The organism is Aureimonas endophytica (assembly GCF_014642635.1).
In the GTDB taxonomy this organism is placed as follows: domain Bacteria; phylum Pseudomonadota; class Alphaproteobacteria; order Rhizobiales; family Rhizobiaceae; genus Plantimonas; species Plantimonas endophytica.
The window spans coordinates 369,244-393,453 of sequence record NZ_BMIQ01000001.1 but is presented as its reverse complement, the minus strand read 5'-3'; the positions used below and the strand labels follow the sequence as shown (position 1 = coordinate 393,453).

At 67.7% G+C, this 24,210-nt stretch carries 28 protein-coding genes; 14 read left to right on the top strand and 14 right to left on the bottom strand.

Annotation, left to right across the window (positions count from 1 at the left end):
• Positions 1-5 precede the first annotated feature (5 nt).
• A complete protein-coding gene (gene aat / locus IEY14_RS02025) occupies positions 6-680 on the top strand; it encodes a leucyl/phenylalanyl-tRNA--protein transferase (protein WP_188906547.1) in 675 nt (224 codons plus the stop codon).
• On the opposite strand, the gene IEY14_RS02020 is transcribed toward aat, so the two are convergent.
• The 4 genes from IEY14_RS02020 to gatB all read right to left on the bottom strand — a co-directional run bounded on the left by IEY14_RS02020 (position 614) and on the right by gatB (position 3,480).
• Entirely contained in the window at positions 614-1,021 is a 408-nt protein-coding gene (locus tag IEY14_RS02020) for a DUF2155 domain-containing protein (RefSeq protein ID WP_188906546.1), read from the bottom strand. The two genes, aat and IEY14_RS02020, sit on opposite strands and share 67 nt — an antisense overlap.
• Before the next feature lie 32 nt (positions 1,022-1,053).
• Positions 1,054-1,434 carry an NADH:ubiquinone oxidoreductase subunit NDUFA12 gene (locus IEY14_RS02015; protein ID WP_188906545.1) on the bottom strand — a complete coding sequence of 127 codons (381 nt, stop codon included), beginning with the start codon at positions 1,432-1,434 and terminating at the stop codon, positions 1,054-1,056.
• A gap of 61 nt (positions 1,435-1,495) precedes the next feature.
• Positions 1,496-1,984: a GNAT family N-acetyltransferase gene (locus tag IEY14_RS02010; RefSeq protein ID WP_188906544.1), complete on the bottom strand. Its 489-nt coding sequence runs from the start codon at positions 1,982-1,984 to the stop codon at positions 1,496-1,498.
• Positions 1,981-3,480: an Asp-tRNA(Asn)/Glu-tRNA(Gln) amidotransferase subunit GatB gene (gene gatB / locus IEY14_RS02005; protein WP_188906543.1), complete on the bottom strand. Its 1,500-nt coding sequence runs from the start codon at positions 3,478-3,480 to the stop codon at positions 1,981-1,983. The genes IEY14_RS02010 and gatB overlap by 4 nt, the downstream gene beginning before the upstream one ends.
• 135 nt (positions 3,481-3,615) lie before the next feature.
• On the opposite strand from gatB, the gene IEY14_RS02000 reads away from it, so the two are divergent.
• Positions 3,616-4,188 carry a Uma2 family endonuclease gene (locus tag IEY14_RS02000; protein ID WP_188906542.1) on the top strand — a complete coding sequence of 191 codons (573 nt, stop codon included), beginning with the start codon at positions 3,616-3,618 and terminating at the stop codon, positions 4,186-4,188.
• Between the two features lie 231 nt (positions 4,189-4,419).
• Here the strand turns inward: IEY14_RS02000 and IEY14_RS01995 are convergent, their stop codons facing one another.
• The 5 genes from IEY14_RS01995 to IEY14_RS01975 all read right to left on the bottom strand — a co-directional run bounded on the left by IEY14_RS01995 (position 4,420) and on the right by IEY14_RS01975 (position 7,786).
• Entirely contained in the window at positions 4,420-4,734 is a 315-nt protein-coding gene (locus tag IEY14_RS01995) for a chorismate mutase (protein ID WP_244639262.1), read from the bottom strand.
• 9 nt (positions 4,735-4,743) lie between these two features.
• Positions 4,744-6,225 carry an Asp-tRNA(Asn)/Glu-tRNA(Gln) amidotransferase subunit GatA gene (gene gatA, locus IEY14_RS01990; RefSeq protein WP_188906541.1) on the bottom strand — a complete coding sequence of 494 codons (1,482 nt, stop codon included), beginning with the start codon at positions 6,223-6,225 and terminating at the stop codon, positions 4,744-4,746.
• Positions 6,225-6,695 (bottom strand): GNAT family N-acetyltransferase, encoded by a 471-nt coding sequence (locus IEY14_RS01985; RefSeq protein WP_188906540.1) that lies wholly within the window; start codon positions 6,693-6,695, stop codon positions 6,225-6,227. The genes gatA and IEY14_RS01985 overlap by 1 nt, the downstream gene beginning before the upstream one ends.
• Positions 6,692-6,979, bottom strand: coding sequence for an Asp-tRNA(Asn)/Glu-tRNA(Gln) amidotransferase subunit GatC (gene gatC, locus IEY14_RS01980; protein WP_188906539.1), 288 nt, complete (start codon positions 6,977-6,979; stop codon positions 6,692-6,694). Before gatC ends, IEY14_RS01985 begins: the two co-directional genes overlap by 4 nt.
• 105 nt (positions 6,980-7,084) lie before the next feature.
• A complete protein-coding gene (locus IEY14_RS01975; protein WP_188906538.1) occupies positions 7,085-7,786 on the bottom strand; it encodes a metal-dependent hydrolase in 702 nt (233 codons plus the stop codon).
• Positions 7,787-7,899: 113 nt separating this feature from the next.
• Between IEY14_RS01975 and ruvX the strand changes: the two genes are divergently transcribed.
• A complete protein-coding gene (gene ruvX / locus IEY14_RS01970; protein ID WP_188906537.1) occupies positions 7,900-8,364 on the top strand; it encodes a Holliday junction resolvase RuvX in 465 nt (154 codons plus the stop codon).
• Between the two features lie 32 nt (positions 8,365-8,396).
• Here ruvX and IEY14_RS01965 read toward each other — a convergent pair whose 3' ends face one another.
• Together IEY14_RS01965 and IEY14_RS01960 are read right to left on the bottom strand one after the other, a co-directional pair.
• Entirely contained in the window at positions 8,397-8,783 is a 387-nt protein-coding gene (locus IEY14_RS01965; protein ID WP_188906536.1) for a DUF6105 family protein, read from the bottom strand.
• A 3-nt stretch (positions 8,784-8,786) separates the two neighbouring features.
• Positions 8,787-9,365 carry a hypothetical protein gene (locus IEY14_RS01960; RefSeq protein WP_188906535.1) on the bottom strand — a complete coding sequence of 193 codons (579 nt, stop codon included), beginning with the start codon at positions 9,363-9,365 and terminating at the stop codon, positions 8,787-8,789.
• Between the two features lie 190 nt (positions 9,366-9,555).
• On the opposite strand from IEY14_RS01960, the gene IEY14_RS01955 reads away from it, so the two are divergent.
• From IEY14_RS01955 to dprA, 4 genes are read left to right on the top strand one after another with little or no spacing between them, the layout of a single operon-like run.
• Positions 9,556-10,509: an aspartate carbamoyltransferase catalytic subunit gene (locus tag IEY14_RS01955; RefSeq protein WP_188906534.1), complete on the top strand. Its 954-nt coding sequence runs from the start codon at positions 9,556-9,558 to the stop codon at positions 10,507-10,509.
• On the top strand, positions 10,506-11,831 hold the full coding sequence (locus tag IEY14_RS01950; RefSeq protein WP_188906533.1) for a dihydroorotase: 1,326 nt from the start codon (positions 10,506-10,508) through the stop codon (positions 11,829-11,831). Before IEY14_RS01955 ends, IEY14_RS01950 begins: the two co-directional genes overlap by 4 nt.
• The gene (gene plsY, locus IEY14_RS01945; protein ID WP_188906532.1) at positions 11,828-12,430 is read left to right on the top strand and encodes a glycerol-3-phosphate 1-O-acyltransferase PlsY; all 603 of its coding nucleotides are present in this window, start codon (positions 11,828-11,830) and stop codon (positions 12,428-12,430) included. The genes IEY14_RS01950 and plsY overlap by 4 nt, the downstream gene beginning before the upstream one ends.
• Positions 12,427-13,560 carry a DNA-processing protein DprA gene (gene dprA, locus IEY14_RS01940; RefSeq protein WP_188906531.1) on the top strand — a complete coding sequence of 378 codons (1,134 nt, stop codon included), beginning with the start codon at positions 12,427-12,429 and terminating at the stop codon, positions 13,558-13,560. Before plsY ends, dprA begins: the two co-directional genes overlap by 4 nt.
• Here the strand turns inward: dprA and IEY14_RS01935 are convergent.
• The gene (locus IEY14_RS01935; RefSeq protein WP_188906530.1) at positions 13,539-13,706 is read right to left on the bottom strand and encodes a hypothetical protein; all 168 of its coding nucleotides are present in this window, start codon (positions 13,704-13,706) and stop codon (positions 13,539-13,541) included. The two genes, dprA and IEY14_RS01935, sit on opposite strands and share 22 nt — an antisense overlap.
• Before the next feature lie 224 nt (positions 13,707-13,930).
• On the opposite strand from IEY14_RS01935, the gene topA reads away from it, so the two are divergent.
• The 5 genes from topA to rpmG all read left to right on the top strand — a co-directional run bounded on the left by topA (position 13,931) and on the right by rpmG (position 20,932).
• A complete protein-coding gene (gene topA / locus IEY14_RS01930) occupies positions 13,931-16,609 on the top strand; it encodes a type I DNA topoisomerase (protein WP_188906529.1) in 2,679 nt (892 codons plus the stop codon).
• Between the two features lie 5 nt (positions 16,610-16,614).
• Positions 16,615-18,891: a ribonuclease R gene (rnr, locus tag IEY14_RS01925; RefSeq protein ID WP_188906528.1), complete on the top strand. Its 2,277-nt coding sequence runs from the start codon at positions 16,615-16,617 to the stop codon at positions 18,889-18,891.
• Entirely contained in the window at positions 18,888-19,322 is a 435-nt protein-coding gene (locus IEY14_RS01920) for a DUF983 domain-containing protein (protein ID WP_244639261.1), read from the top strand. The genes rnr and IEY14_RS01920 overlap by 4 nt, the downstream gene beginning before the upstream one ends.
• A gap of 65 nt (positions 19,323-19,387) precedes the next feature.
• Complete coding sequence (locus IEY14_RS01915; RefSeq protein WP_188906527.1) at positions 19,388-20,578, top strand: MFS transporter; 1,191 nt, start codon at positions 19,388-19,390, stop codon at positions 20,576-20,578.
• A 186-nt stretch (positions 20,579-20,764) separates the two neighbouring features.
• Positions 20,765-20,932 (top strand): 50S ribosomal protein L33, encoded by a 168-nt coding sequence (rpmG, locus tag IEY14_RS01910; RefSeq protein WP_188906526.1) that lies wholly within the window; start codon positions 20,765-20,767, stop codon positions 20,930-20,932.
• A gap of 445 nt (positions 20,933-21,377) precedes the next feature.
• Here the strand turns inward: rpmG and IEY14_RS01905 are convergent, their stop codons facing one another.
• Together IEY14_RS01905 and IEY14_RS01900 are read right to left on the bottom strand one after the other, a co-directional pair.
• Positions 21,378-22,736, bottom strand: a complete 1,359-nt coding sequence (locus IEY14_RS01905; protein WP_188906525.1) for a PleD family two-component system response regulator — start codon at positions 22,734-22,736, stop codon at positions 21,378-21,380.
• Positions 22,737-22,744: 8 nt separating this feature from the next.
• Positions 22,745-23,116, bottom strand: a complete 372-nt coding sequence (locus IEY14_RS01900; protein ID WP_188907347.1) for a response regulator — start codon at positions 23,114-23,116, stop codon at positions 22,745-22,747.
• Positions 23,117-23,241: 125 nt separating this feature from the next.
• Between IEY14_RS01900 and IEY14_RS01895 the strand changes: the two genes are divergently transcribed.
• Positions 23,242-23,553 (top strand): DUF3572 domain-containing protein, encoded by a 312-nt coding sequence (locus IEY14_RS01895; RefSeq protein WP_188906524.1) that lies wholly within the window; start codon positions 23,242-23,244, stop codon positions 23,551-23,553.
• On the top strand, positions 23,550-24,206 hold the full coding sequence (locus IEY14_RS01890; protein ID WP_244639260.1) for a hypothetical protein: 657 nt from the start codon (positions 23,550-23,552) through the stop codon (positions 24,204-24,206). Before IEY14_RS01895 ends, IEY14_RS01890 begins: the two co-directional genes overlap by 4 nt.
• Positions 24,207-24,210: the final 4 nt, after the last annotated feature.

The window sequence follows — 24,210 nt, the reverse complement described above, 5'->3', positions numbered from 1 at the left end:
GCGCGATGGCCCGCCGTCGCTCGGAGCGCCTGGAAATCACCCCGGAGATCCTGCTGAAGGCCTATGCCTGCGGGATCTTCCCCATGGCCGAGAGCGCCGACGATCCGAGCATCTTCTGGATCGATCCGAGCGAGCGGGGCATCCTGCCGCTGGATGGCTTCCATCTGCCGAAGAGCCTCGCCAAGGTCATTCGCCAGGACCGCTTCGAATTGCGCTTCGACAGCGCCTTCGCGGCCGTGATCGACGGCTGCGCCGAGCCGGCGCCCGGCCGCCAGCAGACCTGGATCAATGCCGATATTCGCGGCATGTATCTGGCGCTCCATGCCGCCGGCCACGCGCATTCGGTGGAGACGTGGCGCGACGGCCGTCTGGTCGGCGGCCTCTACGGCGTGTCGCTGGGCGGCGCCTTCTTCGGCGAAAGCATGTTCTCGCGCGAGACCGACGCCTCGAAGGTCGCGCTCGTCTTTCTGGTGGACCGCCTGCGGCGCGGCGGCTATCGGCTGCTCGACACGCAGTTCATCACCACGCATCTCCAACGCTTCGGCGCGGTGGAAATCAGCCGCGCCGCCTATCAGGCTTTGTTGCAGGACGCGGTCGCCGCCGAGGCCAGCTTTCAGCCGCCCTGCGGCGAGGTCGCCTCGCCCGGCGCCGTCTTACAGGCTTTCAGCCAGACGTCGTAGACGGGATGCTCGACGGCATTGAGGCCGGGAGAATCCGCGAACATCCAGCCGTTGAAGATGCGCTTGATCTGGCGGTCGAGCGTGATCTCGTTCACCTCGACGAAGGCGTCGATCTTGGCCGGCTCGTCCGGCGCGCTCGTATAGCAGACGCGCGGCGTCACTTGCAGCGCGCCGAACTGCACGGTCTCGTCGATCGGCGCGTCGAAGGTGGTCAGTCGGCCGGTGATCTTGTCGAGGCCGGAGAATTCGGCGACGGGATTGCGGATGCGCTCGGCCGAGGACGGCACGGTCGCGGCGAGCATGGCCGCGCCGATCAGCGCGGCGGAAGCGAGGGATCTCATGCGGGAAGAGCCGGCGCGCGACGCGGCGCCGCTTAAGGCTGCCAAGCGTCGTAATCGCCTGTGACGCGCGGCCGCGTGGTCTGCTTCAGGAGCGAGCCCTTCGGGCGATAGGCCGCCGCCGTGCCGGTGAGATTTTCCTGATGCGGCTTCTGCCAGTCGCGCGGCTTGTAGTTCTGCTGCGACGGCGCGACATCGCTGCGGTGATGCATCCAGCCATGCCAGCCGGGCGGTATGGCCGAGGCTTCCGCCGGACCGTTATAGATCACCCAGCGGCGCTTGCCGTCGGCGGTCTGGTAATAGACGTTCCCACGCTCGTCCTCGCCCACCTTCTTGCCGAAACGGCGGGTGTAGAAGTTGGTGCCGACGGTCGAACCGTTCCACCAGGTGAAGATCGTCAGAAGCAATTTGTTCATGGGGTGACCCACCGCTTGTCGCGAGGGGTTATCGCCTCCCCGCGCCCGAAAGTCCATCGCATCAGCGCTCCGAAAGGACGCGCTCCATCCGCAGCATCTTCGGCACCTTGGTCTCGGCCTCGAGGCCGAGCGCCGAGAAGCCGTGGCGCTCGTAGAAGGTCACGGCCGGACGGTTCGCCACCTCGACATCGAGCCGCATCCGCTCGCAGCCGACGAAGCCCTGTTCCACCGCCGCGAGCAGCGCCGAACCGATCCCGCCTCCCTGCCTCTCCGGTAGAACATAGAGCTGGTGTAGAAAGACTATCCGAGGCTCCTCCTCGGCCGCGAAAGCCATGCCGGCGATCGCATCACCGACGACCGCCACGAGGAACCGGCTGTGCGGACGCGTCAGGCGCTGCTCCATCGATTCGATCGAGTGCCATTCGGCCGTCAGCCGATCCACATCCTCGGCGCCGTAGATCGCGTCATAGGTCGCGTGCCACGTCTCCTTGAGGAGAAGCCGCAGCGCTTCGAGATCGTCTTCGCCGGCGGGGCGGATCGCGACGCTCATTCGAGACCGAGCTTCTGCTTCACGAGGTCGTTCACCGCCTGCGGATTGGCCTTGCCGCCGGAAGCGCGCATCACCTGCCCGACGAACCAGCCGGCAAGCGTCGGCTTGGCCTGCGCCTGCGCCACCTTATCGGGATTGGCGGCGATGATCTCGTCCACCGCCTTCTCGATCGCGCCGGTATCGGTCACCTGCTTCAGGCCGCGCGTCTCGACGATCGCCGCCGGATCGCCGCCTTCGGTCCAGACGATCTCGAAGAGGTCCTTGGCGATCTTGCCGGAGATCGTCCCGGCGCGGATGAGATCCAGGATCGCGCCGAGCTGAGCGGCCGAGATCGGCGTCTCCTCGATGGATTTGCCGGACTTGTTCAGCGCGCCGAGAAGATCGTTGATCACCCAGTTCGCCGCCTGCTTCGCTTCGCGACCGGCGGCGACCGCCTCGAAGAAATCGGCGATCGCCTTCTCGGAGACGAGGATAGAGGCGTCGTAGAGCGAAAGGCCGGCGTCGCGCACCAGTCGGGCGCGCTTGTCGTCCGGCAGTTCCGGCAGGCCTTCGGCCAGCGCGGCGACATAGGCCGCGTCGAATTCGAGCGGCAGGAGATCCGGGTCGGGGAAATAGCGATAATCGTGCGCGTCCTCCTTGGAGCGCATGGCGCGCGTCTCGCCCTTGTTCGGATCGAAGAGCCGCGTTTCCTGATCGATCGCGCCGCCATCCTCCAGAATGGCGATCTGGCGCCGCGCCTCCGATTCGATCGCCTGCCCGACGAAGCGGATGGAATTGACGTTCTTGATCTCGCAGCGCGTGCCGAAGGCGCCGCCCGGCCGGCGCACCGAGACATTGACGTCGGCGCGCATCGAGCCCTCGTCCATGTTGCCGTCGCAGGTGCCGAGATAGCGCAGGATGGTGCGCAGCTTCGTCAGATAGGCCTTCGCCTCGTCGGACGAGCGCAGGTCCGGCTTCGAGACGATCTCCATCAGCGCGACGCCGGACCGGTTGAGATCGACGAAGGAGAGGGTCGGGCTCTGGTCGTGCATCGACTTGCCGGCATCCTGTTCGAGATGCAGGCGCTCGATGCCGATCTCGACCTCCTCGAACTCGCCCTTGCTCGTCGGTCCGACTGAGATCAGCACCTTGCCCTCGCCGACGATCGGATCCTTGAACTGCGAGATCTGATAGCCCTGCGGCAGGTCCGGATAGAAATAGTTCTTCCGGTCGAAGACCGAGCGATGGTTGATCTGCGCCTTCAGGCCGAGGCCGGTGCGAATCGCCTGCTTGACGCATTCCTCGTTGATGACGGGCAGCATGCCCGGCATCGCGGCATCGACCAGGCTGACATTGGCGTTCGGCGCCGCGCCGAAGCTGGTCGAGGCGCCGGAGAAGAGCTTGGCATTGGAGAGCACCTGCGCATGCACCTCCATGCCCACGACGATTTCCCAGTCGCCGGTGGCGCCGGGGATGAACTTCTTCGGGTCGGGCGTGCGGGTGTCGAGAATGGTCATCGTTCGTCTGGCGATGCGGATCGGCTCGCCTGAGCGCTAGAGGAATCGGGCGAGGCGTTCAAGGGAAGACGGTGCCGCGCCTCGTCAGGCGCGGCGATGTCGATTATGTTTCGACGCTCATGGAAGGAGCGGCGCATGAATGTCCAGACCCTTTCCCGTCCCGTGGTGGCGATGTCGATCGAGGAGTTCTTCGCCTGGAGCGAGGCGCATACCGAAAGATATGAACTGATCGAGGGAAGGCCGAGATTGCAGCCCTGGGTAAAGCGCAACCACGCGAAGCTGGTCGCCAATTTCTCGTTTCTGCTGATGTCGCGCATCGACCGCGATCGATACGACGTCTATCAGGGCGACTTCGCCATTCCGACCGGCCCCCACAGCGTGCGCTATGCGGATGTCATGGTGGAGACGGTCGGCGGCTCGGGGCAGGCGCGCGTGACGGACAGCGCCGTCCTCATCATCGAGGTCCTGTCGCCTTCGACGGCCGCCGAGGATTTCGGCCGCAAGCAGCGCGAATATCTGAGTCTGCCGACGCTCGACACCTATCTGATCGCGGCGCAGGATACGCAATGCCTCTGGCAATGGACCCGGGACGCGAACGGGAACTGGCCGGATTCGCCGGAGGTGATCACGGAAGGCGAAACGCGGATCGAGATGCTGGACGTCACGCTGACGCTCGCCGAGATCTATCGCAACGTGTCGCGCGACTGACCGAGGGTGCGAGCGATGAGATGCCGCTCGGCATCGAGATCGCCGGATTCCACGGGCGACCGGCCCGGCGATACCAATAGGCGGCATTGCCGAGATCGCCCTCGACGCGATGAAGATGGGCATGGATCCAGGCCGCTTCCGGCGAAGGATCGTCCTGTACGATGTCATGCGCCCCCGCCCAGTCGCCGACTTCGAGCCGTTCGAGGGCTCGGCGAAGGGGCGCGGCACTGCTCATCGGCTCGGCTGTCCGCCGAGATGCTTCTCTTCCTCGGCGATGGCCGCATCGACGATGGCACGCCAGATGCCGCCATAGAGCGCCGGATCGAGCCCGCGCGCCGCCGCGCGGCGCTCGGCATTGGCGATCACCTCGGTGACGCGGCTCGGCACATTGGCCGGGAGGCCCTCCGCCTTCTTCAGGTCGGCGGCGCGATGGATGCAGGCCATGCGCGCGGCGAAGAGATCGAAGAGTTCGTCGTCGATCCCGTCGATCAGCGCCCGCAAGGAGGCCATGTCCTGGCAGGATTCGGGGCTCTTGCGCTCAGCCATGGTCCGACCTCACCACCAGCGCTGGGGCGCGAAACGGCCGGCCGCCTGCTCGATCGCGGCCGCGGCCGTGAAGAGCGTCTCTTCGTCGAAGGGGCGGCCGATGAGTTGAAGCCCGAGAGGCGTGCCCGTCTCCGACAGACCGGCCGGCACCGCGATGCCCGGCAGCCCTGCCATATTCACCGTGACGGTGAAGACGTCGTTGAGATACATCTTCACCGGATCGGAGGCGAGGTCCTCGTCGGCGATGCCGAAGGCGGCGGATGGGGTCGCGGGCGTCAGGAGGGCGTCGATCCCGTCGTGGAAGACGGTCTCGAAGTCGCGCTTGATCAGGGTTCGCACCTTCTGCGCCCGGATGTAATAGGCGTCGTAATAGCCGGCCGAGAGCACATAGGTGCCGATCAGAATGCGCCGCTTCACCTCGCGGCCGAAGCCGGCGGCGCGGGTGTTCTCGTACATCTCGATGACGTCGCGGCCCGGCACGCGCAGGCCGTAGCGCACGCCGTCATACCGCGCCAGATTGGAAGAGGCCTCGGCGGGCGCCACAATGTAATAGGCGGGCAGCGCGTATTTGGTATGCGGCAGCGAGACGTCGACGATCTCGGCGCCGGCCGCCTTCAGCCAGTCGATGCCGCGCTGCCAGACGGCCTCGATCTCCGCCGGCATGCCCTCGACGCGATATTCGCGCGGAATGCCGATGCGCAGGCCCTTCACCGAACGCCCGACGGCCGCCTCGTAATCCGGCACCTCGCGTTCGACCGAGGTCGTGTCCTTCGGATCGACCGAGGCCATCGACTTCAGAAGGATCGCCGCGTCGCGCACGTCGCGGGCGATCGGCCCGGCCTGATCCAGCGAGGAGGCGAAGGCGGCGATGCCCCAGCGCGAGCAGCGGCCATAGGTCGGCTTGATGCCGACCGTGCCGGTGAAGGCGGCCGGCTGGCGGATGGAGCCGCCGGTATCGGTCGCCGTGGCGCCGGCGCAGAGCATGGCGGCGACGGCCGCCGCCGAGCCGCCGGACGAGCCGCCCGGCACGAGGTCGAGATTGGAATCGCGCCGCCGCCAGGGATTGATCACCGGCCCGTAATGGCTCGTCTCGTTGGAGGAGCCCATGGCGAACTCGTCCATGTTCAGCTTGCCGAGCATCACCGCGCCATCGGCCCAGAGATTGGCGGTGACGGTCGATTCGTAGCGCGGCTCGAAACCGTCGAGGACATGGCTGCAGGCCTGCATATGCACGCCTTCGGTGGCGAAGAGGTCCTTGATGCCGAGCGGAATGCCTTCCAGGGCGCCGGCCTCGCCCCCCGCCAGACGCTCGTCGGAGGCCTTCGCCATGGCGCGGGCCTTGTCCGGCGTCACGGTGACATAGGCGTTGAGCGCCGGATTGGCGGCCTCGATCGCGGCGAGATAGGCCTCGGTCAGCTCGGTCGCAGAAACGTCCTTCTTCGCGAGCGCGGCGCGCGCCTCGGCGATGGTGAGGGCCGTGAGTTCGGTCATCAGATCAGGTTCTTCTCGTAGAAGCGGCTGAAGCCGGAATCGGGATAATCGAGAAAGGCGCCGCAGGGCCGGAAGCCGGCGCGCTCGTAGAGCGCCCAGGCCGGCTCGAAGCCGGACGTCGCGCCGGTCTCGAGCGCGAGGCGCTTCAGGCCGAGCGAGCGGGCCTTCGCCTCGACGGCGCCGAGCACTTGGCGGCCTATGCCCTGGCCGCGCCGCGTCGGTGCGGAGAACATGCGCTTCACCTCGCCGAACTCGGCATCATGCGCCTTCAGCGCGCCCATGCCGATCGCCGTCCCCTCGCCGTCGCGGACGACGAAGAGCGTGACGCCCGGCTCCGCCATCTGCTCGGCGGTCAGCTGAAACTGGAACTCGGGCGGCGAGAGCGGGCGCAGATGGTCGTTGAGATCCGCCACCAGCGCGCGCACCGAGGGCTGGAGCGCCGTTTCCTCGGCGATGACGAAAGCCGTCATTCGACGACCTTCGGCACCGCGAAGAAGTGCTCGTCATGGATCGGGGCATTCGCCACCACGTCCTCGGCCTTGTCGCCGTCCGTCACGACATCCTGGCGCTTCTTCATCGCCATCGGCGTCACCGAGGTCATCGGCTCGACACCCTCGACATCAACCTCGCCGAGCTGCTCGACGAAGCCGAGAATGGCGTTCAGCTCGCCCTGCATCGCCACCACGTCCTCTTCGGACACGGCGATCCGGGCAAGGCGCGCGACGCGACGGACGGTGGCGGTATCGACGGACATGAGGCGGAAGTCTCGGATTCGGGTCGGTGCGTCCCGCAGCCGGATGCCGCACCTCTTTCTCTGGCTCCCGCTATACAAAGCGGTCGCCGCCGAGGCAACGTCCCGTCAGATCTCGAAGGCCTCGCCGACCGTCGGCACGAGGATCTTGTCGGCCTCGCCCTCCATCGCCTCGCGGAACTTCTCGACATTCTGGTCGAGCGGCGGGAACGTGCCCCAGTGGATGGGAACGATCTTCTCGAAGTTGAAATAGCGCCGGCAGGCGAGCGCGGCGACGGCGCCGCCCATGGTGAAGCGGTCGCCGATCGGCACCATGCCGATCGCCGGATGATGCAGTTCCTCGATCAGCGCCATGTCGGAGAAGATGTCGGTGTCGCCCATGTGATAGACGGTGGGCCCGTCCTGGAAATGCAGCATCAGGCCGTTCGGCATGCCGAGATAGCTGATCGTGCCCTCGTCATCGATCCAGGACGAGGAATGGTAAGCCTGGGTGAGGGTGACGGAGAAATCGCCGAGCTTCACCGTGCCGCCGGTATTCATCGGCTCGATCGCCTCGGTGCCCTGCTTGCCGACGAAATTGGCGAGTTCGAAGGTCGCCGCCACCCGCGCACCGGTGCGCGTCGCGATCTCGACCGTGTCGCCGAGATGATCGGCATGGCCATGGCTGAGCAGGATGTGAGTCGCCCCCTCGGTCGCCTGCCGCACGTCGCCCTTGAAATGCGTATTCCCGGACAGGAAGGGGTCGATCAGGATGACGGAGGACCCGGTCTCGATGCGGAAGGCCGAATGGCCGAAATAGATGATCTTCATGGCGAGCCTCGGGAATCGGAGCGCGAGCGGCCTTTCGCCGGCCGGACGCGCGGGTTAAGTGCCGCGACGGGCCAGTTGGTCAAGCGCCGCGCGCCATCGAGGGAAAGCGTTTCATGCCGATCGTCGACGTGACGGAGCTCGCCTCGCTGCGAGACGCTCGGGTCTGCCTTGCCGGGCTCGATCTCGGCACGAAGACGATCGGCGTCGCCCTGTCCGACCTCTCCTGGGCCTTCGGCCAGCCGCGCAGCGTGATCCGCCGCACCAAGTTCACCGCCGACGCGACGGCCTTGAAGGCGCTGCTCGACGACACCCAGGCCGGCGGCATCGTCATCGGACTGCCGCTCAACATGGACGGCACGGAAGGCCCGCGCGTCCAGTCGACCCGGGCCTTCGTGCGCAACTATTTGAAATTCGACGACCGGCAGATCGCCTTCTGGGACGAACGCCTTTCGACGGTGGCCGCGACGCGCGCCATGATCTCGATGGATGTCTCGCGGGCGAAACGAGCGGAAAGGGTCGATGCCGCCGCTGCAGCTTTCATCCTGCAAGGCGCGCTGGATCGCCTCGCCTCGCTCTGATCGCCGCCCTGGTCGGCGCCGATCGACGGACTTCAGAGAGCGCCGACCCGCTCGCCGCTCTCCGGCGGCAGGGACGGATAGCGGGTTTCGCTCACCTCGTTCAGCCGCCGCCGAAAGGCGCTGGAAGCGGAACGCAACGCCCATGTCTCGCGAAGGCGGCGGATCGTATCACGCGCGAGCACGACCAGAACGCGACGGCGACGAAAGGCGAGGACAAGACCGAGAATCAGTCCGTCGAACAGCAGTCCCTGGGCGAAGAGCGGCGGGATCGCGGCGGGCTCGATGCCGAGCAGCGCGGCATAGATCGCGAAGACCCGGTCGTGATATTCGAGCGAGAAGACCAGCCCGTTCACCGTCATCAGATGCCAGACCCAGAAGCCGGCGATCGGGCCGAGCCAGAGAACGAGAAAGGTCCGCATGCGTCAGAGCTCCCGGTCGCGGCGGTGAATGGTCGGCACCGGGCGCAGCGTCACCTCGCGCGCCATCTCGCGCCCGACGAGAAGGGCGGAACGGTAGAATTCCTCTTCGCTGTCGCCCTCCCCGCTCCCCTCGCTCTCGACCAGCCGATCGAAGACGAGCGCGAGGCTCGACAGGCCGAGCACCGTGGCGATGCCCGGCAGCGTCACGTTCTCGCCGAGAATATCGAGACCGGCGGCCCAGGCGAGGCCGAGCAGCAGCGCGGCAAGCCCGAGCGTCGCGAGCGCCAGCCGCTCGCCGGCCGCCCGGTCGGTCGGGGCCGCCCCCTGCAGCATCCACATCGACAGGAGCAGAAGAAGCGTCAGGACCGCGCAGGCGAAGCCGGCGATCGCGCCGCCGAAAACGGTCGCGCTGCCCTGGCTGAGGACGAGCACGGCGATGCGCGTCACCTCGTCGCCGATAAGCGGCACGGGTGGCAGGGTCGGATAGGCGGCCGCCACGATCGCCAGCGACGCGATGGCGGACAGGGTGCCGAAGAAGCCGGCCCAGGCTCCAAGGAAGGTCATGCTGATCGGACGTCGCATCGTCTCGCCTCCCGGACAACCAAGCGATGCCGATCAATCTCGCGCTTCGCCGCCCGCTGGCAATCGGTAACCTTTCGTTAACCCTAACCGCGTCGCGGAGCCGGCGAAGCGAAAGGCGGGGGGAGACGGCGTCCGTGCTTCGGACGATCCTTGCCGGACGGGCGTCTTTTGCCTATAGGCCGGCTTCGAGATGAGCGCCCTATCCCCCGCCCCGACCTTCCGCCATCGCCACCTGCTCGGGATGGCCGGGCTGCAGCCGTTCGAGATCGAGGATCTGCTCGACCGGGCGGAAGGCGAGATCGCCACCAGCCGCCAGGACGACAAGAAGAAGAGCGTCCTCAAGGGGCGCACGCAGATCAATCTGTTCTTCGAAGCCTCGACCAGAACCCAGGCCTCCTTCGAACTCGCCGGCAAGCGCCTCGGCGCCGACGTGATGAACATGTCCGTCGGCAATTCCTCTGTGAAGAAGGGCGAGACCCTCATCGACACGGCGATGACGCTGAACGCGATGCGGCCGGATATCCTGGTCGTGCGCCATCACGCCGCCGGTGCCGTGGCGCTTCTCGCGCAGAAGGTCGGCTGCTCGGTGGTGAATGCCGGCGACGGGGCGCACGAGCATCCGACGCAGGCGCTGCTCGACGCCCTCACCATCCGCCGCCACAAGGGCCGCATCGGCGGCCTGACGGTCGCGATCTGCGGCGACGTCCTCCACAGCCGCGTCGCGCGCTCGAACATTCTCGCCCTCAACGCGCTCGGCGCCCGGGTGCGCGTCGTCGCGCCCTCGACCCTCCTTCCCGCCGGCATCGAGCAGATGAGCGTCGAGATCTTCCACCGCATGGAAGACGGGCTCGCGGGCGCCGATGTCGTGATGATGCTGCGCCTGCAGCGCGAGCGCATGGCCGGCGCCTTCGTCCCGTCGATCCGCGAATATTTCCGCTATTTCGGCCTCGACGAGGCCAAGCTCGCCCGGGCCAAGCCCAACGCGCTCGTCATGCATCCGGGGCCGATGAATCGCGGCGTCGAGATCGCCTCCTCCGTCGCGGACGGGCCGCAGAGCGTCATCGAGGAACAGGTGGAGATGGGCGTCGCGGTACGCATGGCCGTGATGCAGGCGCTCCTGCCGGCACAAGGAAGCAACGGTTGAACGAGAGCCTCCGCCCGATCGTCGTCGAGAACGCCCGCATCCTCGATCCGTCGCGCGGCCTCGATGCCCTCGGCACGCTGATCGTCGCCGAAGGGCAGATCCGCGCGGCCGGCCCCGAGGCGCGCAACCAGGGCGTGCCGGACGGGGCCGAGATCGTCGATGGCGCGGGCCTGGCGGTGATTCCGGGTCTCGTCGACGCGCGCGTCTTCATCGGCGAGCCGGGCGGCGAGCATCGCGAGACGATCCGCTCGGCGAGCCGCGCGGCGGCGGCCGGCGGCGTCACCTCGATCCTCACGATGCCGGACACCGATCCGGTGATCGACGACATCGCCCTCGCCCAGTTCGTGATGCGCACGGCGCGCGAGACGGCGGTGGTCAACGTCTTTCCGGCGGCCGCCCTGACCAAGGGGCTGGCGGGGCGCGAGATGAGCGAGATCGGCCTTCTCAGCCAGGCCGGCGTGCCGGCCTTCACCGACGGGCGGCGCACGATCGCCAATCCTGCCCTGCTGCGCCGCCTGATGACCTATGCCCGCGATTTCGACGCGCTGGTGATGCATGCGACGCAGGATGCCGATCTCACCGGCGCGGGGGTGATGAACGAGGGTCTCCTCGCCTCCTGGCTCGGCCTGCCCGGCATTCCGCGCGAGGCGGAGATCATTCCGCTGGAACGCGACCTGCGCCTCGCCGCCCTCACCCGCTGCCGCTATCACGCGGCGGAGATTTCCGTCGCCGAATCGGCCGAGGCGATGCGCGCCGCCAAGCGGCGCGGCCTGTCCGTCACCGCCGGCGTCTCCGTCAATCACCTGACGCTGAACGAGAACGACGTCGGGCAGTATCGCACCTTCTTCCGCCTGTCGCCGCCGCTGCGCACGGAGGACGACCGGCAGGCCATGGTGGCGGCGCTCGCAGACGGCACGATCGACGTCATCGTCTCGGCCCACGATCCGCAGGATGCGGACGGCAAGCGCCATCCCTTCGCGGAAGCCGAGGTCGGCGCGATCGGCCTGGAGACCCTGCTGCCGGCGGCGCTGCGCCTTCACAATTCGGACGACGTGCCGCTGCTGCGCATCCTGGAAGCCCTGACCATCGCTCCGGCTCGGCTCCTGAAGCTCGATCGCGGCACGCTCGCGCCCGGCGCCGTCGCGGATTTCGCGCTGGTCGATCTCGAGGCGCCCTTCGTCTATTCGCGCGACCGCATCCGATCGAAGTCCAAGAACACGGCCTTCGAGAATGCCCGCCTGCAGGGCGAGGTGAGGCGCACCTTCGTGGCCGGCCGCACGGTGTTCGAGACCGGACAGGACCGCCGGGATATGCCGCGATGACCGATCTCCCGACGCTGCCGCTCCTCCTCATCCTCGTCGCCGGCTATCTCTGCGGCACCATCCCCTTCGGCCTCGTTCTGTCGAAGGTCTTCGGCTATGGCGACATCCGCAAGATCGGCTCGGGCAATATCGGCGCCACCAACGCGCTGCGCACCGGCAACAAGACGCTGGCGGCGCTGACCCTTCTCGGCGATCTTCTGAAGGGCACCGTGCCGGTCCTCGTCGGCCGCCATTTCGCCGGTGAGACCGGCGCGATGATCGGCGGCGCGGGCGCCTTTCTCGGCCATCTCTTCCCGGTCTGGCTCGGCTTCAAGGGCGGCAAGGGTGTCGCGACCTATATCGGCATCCTGCTCGGCCTCGCCCCGATCGGCGTTCTCACCTTCGCCGTCGCCTGGCTCGGCACCGCCTTCGCCTTCCGCTTCTCCTCGCTCGCCGCGCTCGTCGCGACCGTGGCGGTGCCGATCGTCTATTATCTCCTCGGGCTGCACGCCGTCGCCGGCTTCGTCGCGGTGCTGAGCCTTATCGTCTGGATCAAGCATCACCCGAACATCCGGCGCCTCCTCGCCGGAACCGAAGGGCGGATCGGAGCCAAGGGGTGACACCCCGCCGCGAGGCCGCGCGACCGCGTCTCGACGACGCCCAACGCCTCGCCTGGCTGCGCCTCATCCGCAGCGAGAATGTCGGGCCGATCAGCTTCCGGGCCCTGATCAACCGCTATGGCGGCGCGGAAGCCGCGCTGGAGGCCCTGCCGGACCTCGCCGCGCGCGGCGGCTCGAAGCGTCGCATCCGCATCGCCGAGAAAGCCGCCGCCGAGGCCGAGCTCGCCCGTGCCGAGCGGCTTGGCGCGCGGTTCCTGTTCCAGGGCGAAGCCGACTATCCGCCGATCCTCCTCGCCACCGAAGCGGCGCCGCCGGTTCTCGCGATCATGGGCGACCCCGCAGTTCTCGCCCGGCCGACGCTGGCGGTGGTCGGCGCGCGCAATGCCTCGCTGTCCGGCGTGAAGCTGACGCGGCAACTCGTCGCCGAGATCGGCGCGGCCGGCTTCGTCATCGTCTCCGGCCTCGCCCGCGGCATCGATGCGGCGGCGCATGAGGCGGCGATATCGACGGGAACGGCCGGCGTCTTCGCCGGCGGTCTCGACAAGCCCTATCCGAAGGAGAACGGCCCGCTGATGCGACGCATCGTCGACGGCGGCGGCTGCCTCCTCTCCGAAATGCCCTTCGGCTGGGAGCCGCGCGCGGTCGATTTCCCGCGCCGCAACCGGATCGTCGCCGCCCTCGCGCACGGCCTCCTCGTGGTCGAGGCGGCGCTACGCTCCGGCTCGCTGATCAGCGCGCGCCTTGCCGGCGAGATGGGACGGCTGGTCTTCGCCGTGCCCGGCTCGCCGCTCGATCCGCGCGCCGGCGGCACGAACAAGCTGCTGAAGGACGGCGCCCTCATCGTGACCGAGGGCAAGGACGTGATCGACGCGCTCCGGCCGCTCGATTCGCGGATGGAACCCGGCTTCGCCGCGAGCCAGGGCGCGGAGGGGAGTTTCCTCGGCGACGGCCCGAGCGAGGGCGAACGCGGCCGCATCCTCGAAGCGCTCGGCACCGCGCCGGCGGCGCTGGACGATCTCATCGCCCATACCGGCGCCTCGCCGGCCGCGCTGCAACTCGTCCTCCTCGAACTCGATCTCGCCGGCCGCCTGGAGCGGCATCGCGGCGGCTACGTCTCGCTCGTCTTCTGATCCTCGCTCGCGATCAGCTCGTTCGCCTCCAGCTTGGCGACGTCGAGCAGATAGGGAAGCGTGCGCCCCGCCTCGGGAGGAACCAGCCGGATCAGCTGGTTCAGCATGTCGCGGATATAATGCAGCGTCTGCTGAAACTCCGTCATGGATGGGTCTTCCGAGATGCGAGGCTGTAAGCGAAGGAGATAACACAGCTTCTGCGTTTGTAAAATTATCCGGATGTCACCCAGGGTTGCATTCGATCATTCGAGGCGGAATGCAGCCGGGACTTGACCGCCCGCCGGAAGCTGTCCATCTGTGGCCGGCGGCCGATGGGCGCGCCGAACGGTTCGCGGCACAGGCCCCTCGCCCGGAAAATCAGGACTTCGGAATGGATCTGGTTATCGTCGAATCGCCGGCGAAAGCGAAGACGATCAACAAATATCTCGGCTCGAACTTTAAGGTTCTCGCCTCCTACGGCCATGTCCGCGACCTTCCCGCCAAGGATGGTTCGGTCCTGCCGGACGAGGATTTCGCCATGAGCTGGGAAGTCGGCAAGCCGTCGCAGAAGCGTCTCTCGGAGATCGCTGACGCCGCCAAGCAGGCCGACACGATCGTGCTGGCGACCGACCCGGATCGCGAAGGCGAGGCCATTTCCTGGCACGTTCTCGAAGTGTTGCGGCAGAAGCGGGCGCTCGGCAAGAAGCCAGTGCGCCGCGTCGTCTTCAACGCCATCACCAAATCGGCCGTGCTGGAAGCGATGGCCAAGCCCCGCGAGATCGACGAACCGCTGGTCGACGCCTATCTGGCGCGCCGCGCGCTGGACTATCTCGTCGGCTTCACGCTGTCGCCGGTGCTGTGGCGCAAGCTGCCGGGTGCCCGCTCGGCCGGCCGCGTCCAGTCCGTGGCGCTGCGCCTCATCTGCGATCGCGAATCCGAGATCGAACGCTTCAAGCCGCAGGAATACTGGTCGATCGCCGCCCGTCTCGCGACGCCGCGCGGCGACGAGTTCACCGCGCGCCTGTCCGAATATGACGGACGCAAGCTGAACCGCCTGTCGATCGCCAATGGCGACGACGCGCAGTCGATCCGCGCCATGCTGGACGGGGCGCGCTACGGCGTCGCCTCGGTCGAGGCGAAGCCGACGCGCCGCAATCCCGGCCCGCCCTTCACCACCTCCTCGCTCCAGCAGGCGGCCTCCGCCAAGCTCGGCTTCTCCGCCTCGCGTACCATGCAGGTCGCCCAGAAGCTGTATGAAGGCCTCGACATCGGCGGCGAGACGGTCGGTCTCATCACCTATATGCGAACCGACGGTGTGCAGATGGCGCCGGAGGCCATCGCCGACGCGCGGAAAGCCATCGGCGGCACGTTCGGCGAGCGCTATCTGCCGGAAAAGCCGCGCCACTATTCCACCAAGGCGAAGAACGCCCAGGAAGCGCACGAGGCGATCCGCCCGACCTCGTTCACGCGTCATCCGAAGGATGTCGAGCGCTTTCTCGACCGTGATCAGGCGCGGCTCTATGACCTCGTCTGGAAGCGCGCGATCGCCAGCCAGATGGCGGCGGCCGAGATCGAGCGTACCGTGGCCGAGATCGAGGCGACGGCCGGCGCGAAGCGGGCGATGCTGCGCGCCACCGGCCAGGTGGTGCGCTTCGACGGCTTCCTCGGCGCCTATGTGGATCACCGCGACGACAGCGCGCCGAAGGACGGCGGCGCGGCCGATGACGAGGACGACGATGCCCGGCTGCCGCGCATCGAGGCGCGCGAGACGCTCGACAAGCGTGCCGTCGAGGCTGGCCAGCACTTCACCGAACCGCCGCCGCGCTATTCGGAAGCCTCGCTGATCAAGAAGCTGGAAGAGCTCGGCATCGGCCGGCCCTCCACCTATGCCGCGACGCTTCAGACACTGCAGGACCGCGAATATATCGTCAACGACAAGCGCAAGCTCCTGCCGGAAGCCAAGGGCCGGTTGGTCACGGCCTTCCTCACGAACTTCTTCGAGCGCTATGTCGAATACGACTTCACGGCCGATCTCGAAGGCAAGCTGGACCGGATCTCGGCCGGCGAACTGTCCTGGAAGGACGTGCTGCGCGAGTTCTGGCGCGAATTCTCCTCGCATGTGGAGAGCACCAAGGAACTGCGCGTCACGAACGTTCTCGACGCGCTGAACGACGATCTGTCGCCGCTCCTCTTCCCGGCCAAGGAGGACGGCACCGATCCGCGCCTCTGCCCGCGCTGCAACAGCGGCCAGCTGTCGCTGAAGCTCGGCAAGTTCGGCGCCTTCGTCGGCTGCTCGAACTACCCGGAATGCAACTATACGCGCCAGCTCGGCACGAGCTTCGCCGCCGACGCGGCGGAGGGCACCGGGGGCGACGAGCCGCGCGAGCTCGGCACCGATCCGGACACGAGCGAGGCGGTGACGCTGCGCTCCGGCCGCTTCGGCCCCTATGTGCAGCGGGGCGAGGGCAAGGAAGCCAAGCGCTCCTCGCTGCCGAAGGGCTGGCTGGCCGCCGAGATCGATCTCGAAAAGGCCTTGCGGCTCCTGTCTCTGCCGCGGGAGGTCGGGCTGCATCCCGAAACCGGCAAGCCGATCCTCGCCGGGCTCGGCCGCTACGGTCCGTTCCTCCAGCATGACGGCGCCTATGCCAATCTGGAGACGGTCGAGGACGTCCTGACGATCGGTCTCAACCGCGCCGTCACCGTGATCGCGGAGAAGAAGGAAAAGGGCGCCCGCGGCCGCTCGACGCCAGCCGCCCTGGCGACGCTCGGCGAGCATCCCGAGCTCGGCGGGCCGATCACCGTGCGCGACGGCCGCTTCGGCCCCTATGTCAATGTCGGCAAGGTCAATGCCACGCTGCCGAAGGGCAAGGACCCGGCCAGCGTGACGCTGGAGGAGGCCATCGCGCTTCTGACCGAGCGGGCGGCGAAGACCGGCGCCGGCGGCAAGACCAAGACGACGGCGCGCGCCACCTCGCGGGCCAAGCCGAAGGCGAAGGCCGAGGGCGAGGCGCCGAAGAAGAAGGCGGCGCCCAAGCGGCGGACGGCGGCGAAATCGGAAGCGGCGGAATAGCTCGGATGGCGAAGCGCGGCGGGCATCGGACGACGGGACCCGAACTGACGCGCGAGGCCGTGCTGCGCTTCATCGCCGAGAACCCTGACCGGGCGACGAAGCGCGAGATCGCCCGCGCCTTCGAGGTGAAGGGCGAGTCGCGCAACGAGCTGAAGGACATCATCGCCGACCTTCAGGCGGAAGGCGCGCTGGCGGGCAACCGCCGCAGCTATTCCCGTCCCGGCGCCCTGCCCGACGTCACCGTCCTCGAAATCCGCCGCCGCGACGACGATGGCGGCCTTCTCGCCGAGCCGCCCGGCTGGGAGGAAGACAGTCAGGGGCCGCGTCCCGTCTTCGTCGTCCGCCAGAACGAGCGGACGGCGACGGCTGGCGTCGGCGACCGCATCCTGGCCAAGCTCGACCAGGAGGCGCCGGAGGGCCCGACGGCGAGCGTGATCCGGGTTCTGGAAAAGAAGCAGACGCTGGCGCTCGGCGTCTTCCGCGCCGCGCCGGGCGGCGGCGGGCGCATCGAGCCGGTGGAGCGGCGCGCGCTCGAATATGCGATCGGCCCTGCGGATACCGGCGGCGCGCGCAGCGGCGATCTCGTGGAAGTCGAACCCCTCGATCGCGGCCGGGCTGGCCTGCCACGCGGACGCGTGGTGACGGTGATCGGCTCGCTCGGCAGCGAGCGGGCGATCTCGACCATCGCGCTGCATGCCCATTCGATTCCGCATATCTTTCCGCGCGGCGTGCTCACGGAGGCCGAGGCCGCCGGCGATCGGGCGTTCGGTCCCGAACACGAGGACTGGCGCGCGCTGCCGCTCGTCACGATCGATCCGGCGGACGCCAAGGATCACGACGACGCGGTCCATGCCGCACGCGACCACGATCCGTCCAATCCCGGCGGCATGGTGCTGACCGTCGCGATCGCCGACGTCTCCTGGTATGTCCGCCCCGGCTCGCGGCTGGACGAGGAAGCGCGGCTGCGCGGCAATTCGGTCTATTTTCCCGACCGCGTCGTGCCGATGCTGCCGGAGCGCATCTCCAACGATCTCTGCTCGCTCCGCCCCGAGGTCGACCGGCCGGCCCTCGCCGTGCGGATGGTAATCTCGGCCGAGGGTCGGAAGGTCAAGCATTCGTTCCACCGCGTCCTGATGCGCAGCCATGCGCGCCTCGCCTATCAGGACGCGCAGGCGGCGATCGACGGGCGCGAATCGCCGGTTTCACCCGCTATCGTGAACACGGTCCTGCGCCCGCTCTGGACGGCCTATGGGCTGCTTCGCCAAGCCCGCACGGAGCGCCAGCCGCTCGATCTCGACCTGCCCGAAAAGAAGATCGTCCTCGACGAGCATGGCCGGGTCGAGCGCGTCGTCGTGCCGGACCGGCTGGACGCGCACCGGCTGATCGAGGAATTCATGATCCTCGCCAATGTCGCGGCGGCCGAGGCGCTGGAGGCGCGCCGCCAAGCCTTGATCTACCGGGTCCACGACGCCCCTTCCCTCGCCAAGCTGGAGGCGTTGCGCGACTTCCTGCGCACGCTCGACATCTCGCTGGCCCGCTCCGGCAGTCTACGGCCGGCGCATTTCAACGGCATTCTGGCCGAGGTCCGCGCCGGCGAGCACGAGCATCTCGTCAACGAGATCGTGCTGCGCACCCAGAGCCAGGCGATCTACTCACCCGAGAATCTCGGCCATTTCGGTCTTAACCTCATGCGCTACGCGCATTTCACCTCGCCGATCCGGCGCTATGCCGATCTCGTCGTCCATCGCGCCCTCGTCGCGGCGCTCGGTCTCGGCGAAGGCGGGCTGACGAAGGAGGAAGAGGCGCGCCTCACGGAAACAGCCGACGAGATCTCGAAGGCCGAACGCCGCGCCATGGCGGCCGAGCGCGAGACTGTCGACCGGCTGATCGCCCATCATCTCGCCGAGCGGGTCGGCGATCAGTTCGACGGCCGGATCACCGGCGTCACGAAATCCGGCCTCTTCGTCTCGCTTCCGGGCTTTGGCGCGGACGGTTTCATCCCCATATCGACACTCGGACACGAATATTTCGATTTCGACGAGGCGGCGCATTCGCTGGTCGGCAGTCGCAGCGGCACCGGCTTCCGGCTTGGCGACGCCGTGGAGGTCAAGCTGGTGGAGGCCATTCCCCTCGCCGGCTCCATGCAGTTCCAGATGCTGTCCGAGCCGCGTCCGCTCGGGCGCTCGACAAGCTCGTTCCACAAGACCAAGCTGCGCCCCTCGGGGCGGCCGCGCGGCAAGCCGCCGAAGAATGTCGCCGGCCGGGTGAGAAAGAAGCGATGACGATCGAGACCCTGGACCGGACCCGCACCCATGCGCCCGTCGATACCGGCGCCGAGCGGCCGCTCGTCCAGGCCATGCTGCGGGGCTTCCTCTGCCGCTGTCCGAATTGCGGCCAGGGGCCGATCTTCGCCGGCTATCTGCGCACTGCGCCCGCCTGCTCGAGCTGCGGCCAGATCTTCGAAGGCCATCGCGCCGACGACCTGCCGCCTTATCTGACCGTCTTCGTGGTCGGCCATCTCGTCGTCGCGCTCTACATGGCGCTGGAAGAGCTCGTCACCCTGTCGATGTGGACGCATCTCGCGATCTTCCTGCCGCTGACGATCATCCTCACCCTGGCGCTGCTGCGGCCGATGAAGGGCCTGACGATCGGGTTGCAATGGGCGATGCGCATGCATGGATTCGGCAACCGGGACGCGTCCGCCGACCATTGAAACGCCGTCGTCGGGCGGCTATCGCTTCCGCGATCTCCCCTCACGACGGTCTGGACTTCCGCCCCATGACGAGCCGGCCCTTCTCGACCGACAGCGATGCCGGCCGATCCGTCGATTGGCTGGGGGCCGGAGCGGCGATCGCCTCGATCAGCGCGGTCGGCACCTCGCTCGGCTTCGGACTGCCGCTGCTCAGCGTCGTTCTCGAGGAACGCGGCGCCTCCGCCTCGATGATCGGCGCGAACACCGCCGTCGCCGGCATCGCCTCGCTGGCCGCCGCGCCGCTCGTCACGCCGCTCGCCAAGCGGATCGGCGTGCGCAACCTCATGCTTCTGTCGATCGCGGCGGCGGCGGCCTCCGGCTTCGGCTTCTATCTCTTCGCCGCGCTTCCCGCCTGGTTCGCGCTGCGCTTCGTCTTCCATTTCGCCGTGACGGCGCTCTTCATCCTGTCGGAGTTCTGGATCAGCACCGCCGCGCCGCCGCATCGGCGCGGGATGATGCTCGGCCTCTACGCCACCTGCCTGTCGCTCGGCTTCGCCTTCGGACCCTTCGTCTTCTCGCAGGTCGGCTCGCGGGGCGTCCTGCCTTTCGCGATTGGCGCCGGTGTCCTCGTCGCCTCGGCGATCCCGCTCCTCCTGGCATGGGACCGCGAGCCGCCCGTCCACGAGAGCGACCGCAAGGGCGGCTTCTGGCGCTACGTCCTCGCCGTGCCGACGGCGACGGCGGCGGTCTTCGTCTTCGGCGCGGTCGAATCGGGCGGCTTCGCGCTCTTTCCGATCTACGGGCAGGCCGCGGGCTTCTCGGAGGCCGGGGCGGCGCAGCTCCTGACGGCGGTCGGGCTCGGCAATGTCTTCCTGCAGATTCCGCTCGGTCTCGTCAGCGACCGGGTGCGCGATCCGCGCAGCCTGTTGCTGCTCTGCGCCGTGGTCGGCCTTCTGGGTTCGCTGGCGCTGCCCTTCCTCATCCAGTCCTGGTGGCTGACGGCGCTGGTGCTCTTCGTCTGGGGCGGCGTCGTCGCCGGCCTCTATACTGTCGGCCTCGCCCATCTCGGCTCGAAGCTGTCGGGCGCCGATCTCGCGTCCGCCAATGCAGCCTTCATCTTCTGCTACGCGCTCGGCATGCTGGTCGGCCCGCAGGGCATCGGCGCCTCGCTCGACCTTCTGGGTCTGAACGGCTTTTCCTATGCGCTGGCCGTCTTCTTCGCTTTCTACATCATGCTGACGCTCGGCCGCCTCGCCCATCGCGCCGCCCGTTCTTGACTTTGCCGGTGGCTCGGATAAACGTCCGGGCAAAGTTCGCGTCGCGCTTTCCGCGCGGCGCGAACGATTTTCGGCAGGACCTTCGCCATCGGCGAAGTCGCGCCGCTCCGACGATCCGATCCCGCCATGCATCCGTTGGCCTGCCGCCGCGAAGGGACATGGCAAGACTTTGCAAGGCGAGTGACCATGGCCAAAGCCACGACCATCAAGATCAAGCTCCTGTCGACGGCCGATACCGGCTTCTTCTACGTGACCAAGAAGAACAGCCGCACGATGACCGATAAGATGACGAAGACGAAGTACGACCCGATCGCGCGCAAGCACGTCGAGTTCCGAGAGACCAAGATCAAGTAAGCCTTACTCGATCCTGCATGCTGGATGCGCCGCCTTCGGGCGGCGTTTTCGTTTGGGATGAGAAAAGTGGCCGATCGGCCCCGGCGGCGGAACGAGGAAACCGCTTGTGCCAGGTGCCGATCGGCCGCCCCACGGGACTCAGGAGATGCGGCGGACCTGAACATCCCATGAGGATCTGAGCTCTGCCGGGACGCGAGGTCCGGGGCTGCGATCCGTAACGCCAGTCTCCGGCGATCCGCCAGCAATAGCAATCGGATCGGTGCCTTGCGACTTACCATTTCGAAAGGAATGGTTAAGTCTGATTCGCCCCCTGACCGGAGTGACCGGTCCTGAACCATCGCCGCGCGACGACGGCTCGCGCAAGCCACGGAGCGCCGCCCGGCGCCGCATGAATCGGCCCGGAAGCTCGCATGACAAGCGGGCCGGCATCGCGCGAAAGTTCGCGTCAGGCGGCCAGGCTGACGACGCGGTTGCGCCCGCCGCGCTTGGCGGCATAGAGGCTGAGATCGGCGCGTTTCAGAAGGCTCGCCGCGTCGTCGCCCATGCCCTCCAGCACCGCCAGACCGATGCTGACGGTGACGGCGAGGCTTTCCTTCCCGAGATCGAAAGGTCGCTCGCAGATCGTCTGGCGCAGCCGTTCGGCGATGGGGGCCGCGGCCTCCGCCGCTGTGTCCGGCATGACGATCACGAATTCCTCGCCGCCGAGCCGGCAGGCGAGATCGCTGGCCCGCAGACCCGCCCGCAACCGCCGCGCGAATTCCTTCAGCACCTCGTCGCCGGCATCATGGCCGTAGGTGTCGTTGATCCGCTTGAAGTGATCGATATCCGCGATGAGAAGAGCCGTCGGTCGCGACTCGCTGCGCGCCCGCTCGATGACGCTGGGCAGATGCGCATCGAGGAAGCGGCGGTTCTGCAGGCCGGTGAGCGCGTCGGAGGTCGCCAGTTCGATCGTCGTGCGCAGCGAGCGGCGCAGCCCCTCGTCGAACCGGCGCCGCTTGATCTGGGTGCGCACCCGCGCCGAGAGCTCGTTCCGGTCGAGCGGGCGCATGAGATAATCGTTCGCGCCGAGTTCCAGCGCCTTGGCGATCGCCTGCTCGTCGGCGATATCGCCGATCATCAGGATGGGGATCTGTCGCGTCGCCTCGTTGGCCCGAAGCTGCGAGCAGAGACGGAGCGGATCGTGCAGGCCGGAGGCCAGGGCGATGACGACGAGATCGACATCGCCCGTCTCCTCCGCGCTCGGCGCGCCGGCGACGGTGCGGCAGCGATGCTCGGTCGCGAGCAGCCGCGCGGTGCGCGCGGCACCCTCATGCGTCTCGTCGACGACGAGGACATTGCCTTTCAGGCCGCCCTGGCCGATCTGCCCGAGGAAATCGTCGCCGCCGAGAAGCGCGGCGGTCGTATCGGCGCGGATGCGCAGTTCGTCGGTGAGGAACTTCAGGCGCAGCAGGCTCTTCACGCGGGAGAAGAGCTGCAGGTCGCGCACCGGCTTGGTCAGGAAGTCGTCGGCCCCCGCTTCCAGCCCCTTCACCTTGTCGCTCGGCAGGTCGAGCGCCGTCACGAGGATGATCGGGATATGGCGCGTTTGGGGCGAGGCCTTCAGCCGGCGGCAGACCTCGTAGCCGTCCATCTCCGGCATCATCACGTCGAGGAGCACGAGATCGACGCCGCCGGCCTCGCAGGCCGCCAGGGCCTCGACGCCGCCTTTCGCCGTCTGCACCTCGAAATACTCGGCATGCAGCCGCGCCTCGAGGAGCTTGCGGTTGATCTCCACGTCGTCGACGACGAGAATCCGTCCGGGCATATCCGTTCTCAGGCGGGTTCGAGGAAGGACTTGATCGTCTCGATGAATTTCAGGACCGAAATCGGCTTGGAGATATAGGCCTCGCAGCCGCCCTGGCGGATACGCTCCTCGTCGCCCTTCATCGCGAAGGCGGTAACGGCGATCACGGGAATCGCGCGCAGGTCCGGATCGGCCTTCAACATGCGAGTCACGTCCAGGCCGGAGATTTCCGGCAGCTGGATGTCCATCAGGATGAGGTCAGGCCGATGCTCGCGCGCGAGATCGATCGCCGTCAGCCCGTTGCGTGTCTGAATCGTCGCATATCCATGAGCCTCGATGAGGTCGCGGAAGAGCTTCATGTTAAGCTCGTTGTCTTCGACGATCATCACTGTCTTGGGCATCCGTGAACTCCAGATGCGCTGCGCAAACTCCGCCGGCTTCACTGCCGGTTGAGGAGCTAGAGCACTACCACCATTTCAATTAAAATTTAGGGACTCCCCGGCGGCTCTGCGAGACGATTGGAATTATGCTTAAGAGTTCACGACAGGAAAATGCCGCTCCGACCGAGGACGCGGCGCTCGGAATCGGCATCGCGGCTTTGCAGTTCCTCGCCGCCCAGCCGGAGCTTCTCGAACGGTTCCTCGCCCTTTCCGGCCTCGACCCGCACGGCCTGCGCCGCGAGGCGCAGCGGCCGGCCTTCTTCGCCGGCCTTCTCGACTTCATGCTCGACCACGAGCCGACGCTCGACGCCTTCGCGGCCCATGCCGAGCTGCCGCCCGAGCGCATCGTCGCGGCGCGCGCCGTTCTCGCCCGCGCCTTCGGCACCGTGCCCCGGTGACGCGCGACATCGTCTGGGCCGGCCCTGCGATCGAGGCCATTCCGGTCGGCCGCGCCGATCTCCTGCTTCTCGACATCGACGAGGTCGTGCTGCACTTCATCGACCCGTTCTGCGCCCTCATCGCCGAATATGGCGCGCGCCTGTCGGTCGACAGTTTCCGGCTGACCGGCAATGTCCGCTCGATCGCCACCGGAACGGCGGTCAGCGGGCATGAGCTCGATAAGGTGACGCAGCGCCTCTATCGCGAGCAGGAAACACGCCAGCCGCCGGTCGAGGGCGTCCAGGCGGCGCTCGGCGAGCTGGCGCCGCTCACCGATATCGTCTTCCTCACGGCGATGACGCCGGATCATTATCCGGCCCGGCGCCGGCTCCTCGATGCCTGCGGCCTGCCCTATCCGATGATCGCGACGACGCGCTCGAAGGGTGCCGTCGCCGCCGAGCTGATGCAGCGGCGGACGGGCCGGCTGGTGTTCGTCGACGACCTGCCGCCCAATCTCCTGTCGGTCGCGCGCAGCGTGCCGAAGGCCAGTCTCGTGCATCTGATGGCGAACGAGATCTTCCGGCCGCATCTGCCGCCGATGCCGGCCGGGACGCAGGCCGCGACCGGCTGGCCCGACGCGGCGGCGAAGATCCGCCGCCTCCTCGACGGCTGAAGCG

What these genes read in the sequence shown, in the direction of transcription:
- aat (WP_188906547.1), top strand. Translation starts at nt 6, where the DNA reads ATGGCCCGCCGTCGCTCGGAGCGCCTGGAAATCACCCCGGAGATCCTG.
- IEY14_RS02020 (WP_188906546.1), bottom strand. Translation starts at nt 1,021, where the DNA reads ATGAGATCCCTCGCTTCCGCCGCGCTGATCGGCGCGGCCATGCTCGCC.
- IEY14_RS02015 (WP_188906545.1), bottom strand. Translation starts at nt 1,434, where the DNA reads ATGAACAAATTGCTTCTGACGATCTTCACCTGGTGGAACGGTTCGACC.
- IEY14_RS02010 (WP_188906544.1), bottom strand. Translation starts at nt 1,984, where the DNA reads ATGAGCGTCGCGATCCGCCCCGCCGGCGAAGACGATCTCGAAGCGCTG.
- gatB (WP_188906543.1), bottom strand. Translation starts at nt 3,480, where the DNA reads ATGACCATTCTCGACACCCGCACGCCCGACCCGAAGAAGTTCATCCCC.
- IEY14_RS02000 (WP_188906542.1), top strand. Translation starts at nt 3,616, where the DNA reads ATGAATGTCCAGACCCTTTCCCGTCCCGTGGTGGCGATGTCGATCGAG.
- IEY14_RS01995 (WP_244639262.1), bottom strand. Translation starts at nt 4,734, where the DNA reads ATGGCTGAGCGCAAGAGCCCCGAATCCTGCCAGGACATGGCCTCCTTG.
- gatA (WP_188906541.1), bottom strand. Translation starts at nt 6,225, where the DNA reads ATGACCGAACTCACGGCCCTCACCATCGCCGAGGCGCGCGCCGCGCTC.
- IEY14_RS01985 (WP_188906540.1), bottom strand. Translation starts at nt 6,695, where the DNA reads ATGACGGCTTTCGTCATCGCCGAGGAAACGGCGCTCCAGCCCTCGGTG.
- gatC (WP_188906539.1), bottom strand. Translation starts at nt 6,979, where the DNA reads ATGTCCGTCGATACCGCCACCGTCCGTCGCGTCGCGCGCCTTGCCCGG.
- IEY14_RS01975 (WP_188906538.1), bottom strand. Translation starts at nt 7,786, where the DNA reads ATGAAGATCATCTATTTCGGCCATTCGGCCTTCCGCATCGAGACCGGG.
- ruvX (WP_188906537.1), top strand. Translation starts at nt 7,900, where the DNA reads ATGCCGATCGTCGACGTGACGGAGCTCGCCTCGCTGCGAGACGCTCGG.
- IEY14_RS01965 (WP_188906536.1), bottom strand. Translation starts at nt 8,783, where the DNA reads ATGCGGACCTTTCTCGTTCTCTGGCTCGGCCCGATCGCCGGCTTCTGG.
- IEY14_RS01960 (WP_188906535.1), bottom strand. Translation starts at nt 9,365, where the DNA reads ATGCGACGTCCGATCAGCATGACCTTCCTTGGAGCCTGGGCCGGCTTC.
- IEY14_RS01955 (WP_188906534.1), top strand. Translation starts at nt 9,556, where the DNA reads ATGAGCGCCCTATCCCCCGCCCCGACCTTCCGCCATCGCCACCTGCTC.
- plsY (WP_188906532.1), top strand. Translation starts at nt 11,828, where the DNA reads ATGACCGATCTCCCGACGCTGCCGCTCCTCCTCATCCTCGTCGCCGGC.
- IEY14_RS01935 (WP_188906530.1), bottom strand. Translation starts at nt 13,706, where the DNA reads ATGACGGAGTTTCAGCAGACGCTGCATTATATCCGCGACATGCTGAAC.
- topA (WP_188906529.1), top strand. Translation starts at nt 13,931, where the DNA reads ATGGATCTGGTTATCGTCGAATCGCCGGCGAAAGCGAAGACGATCAAC.
- rnr (WP_188906528.1), top strand. Translation starts at nt 16,615, where the DNA reads ATGGCGAAGCGCGGCGGGCATCGGACGACGGGACCCGAACTGACGCGC.
- IEY14_RS01920 (WP_244639261.1), top strand. Translation starts at nt 18,888, where the DNA reads ATGACGATCGAGACCCTGGACCGGACCCGCACCCATGCGCCCGTCGAT.
- IEY14_RS01915 (WP_188906527.1), top strand. Translation starts at nt 19,388, where the DNA reads ATGACGAGCCGGCCCTTCTCGACCGACAGCGATGCCGGCCGATCCGTC.
- rpmG (WP_188906526.1), top strand. Translation starts at nt 20,765, where the DNA reads ATGGCCAAAGCCACGACCATCAAGATCAAGCTCCTGTCGACGGCCGAT.
- IEY14_RS01905 (WP_188906525.1), bottom strand. Translation starts at nt 22,736, where the DNA reads ATGCCCGGACGGATTCTCGTCGTCGACGACGTGGAGATCAACCGCAAG.
- IEY14_RS01900 (WP_188907347.1), bottom strand. Translation starts at nt 23,116, where the DNA reads ATGCCCAAGACAGTGATGATCGTCGAAGACAACGAGCTTAACATGAAG.
- IEY14_RS01895 (WP_188906524.1), top strand. Translation starts at nt 23,242, where the DNA reads ATGCTTAAGAGTTCACGACAGGAAAATGCCGCTCCGACCGAGGACGCG.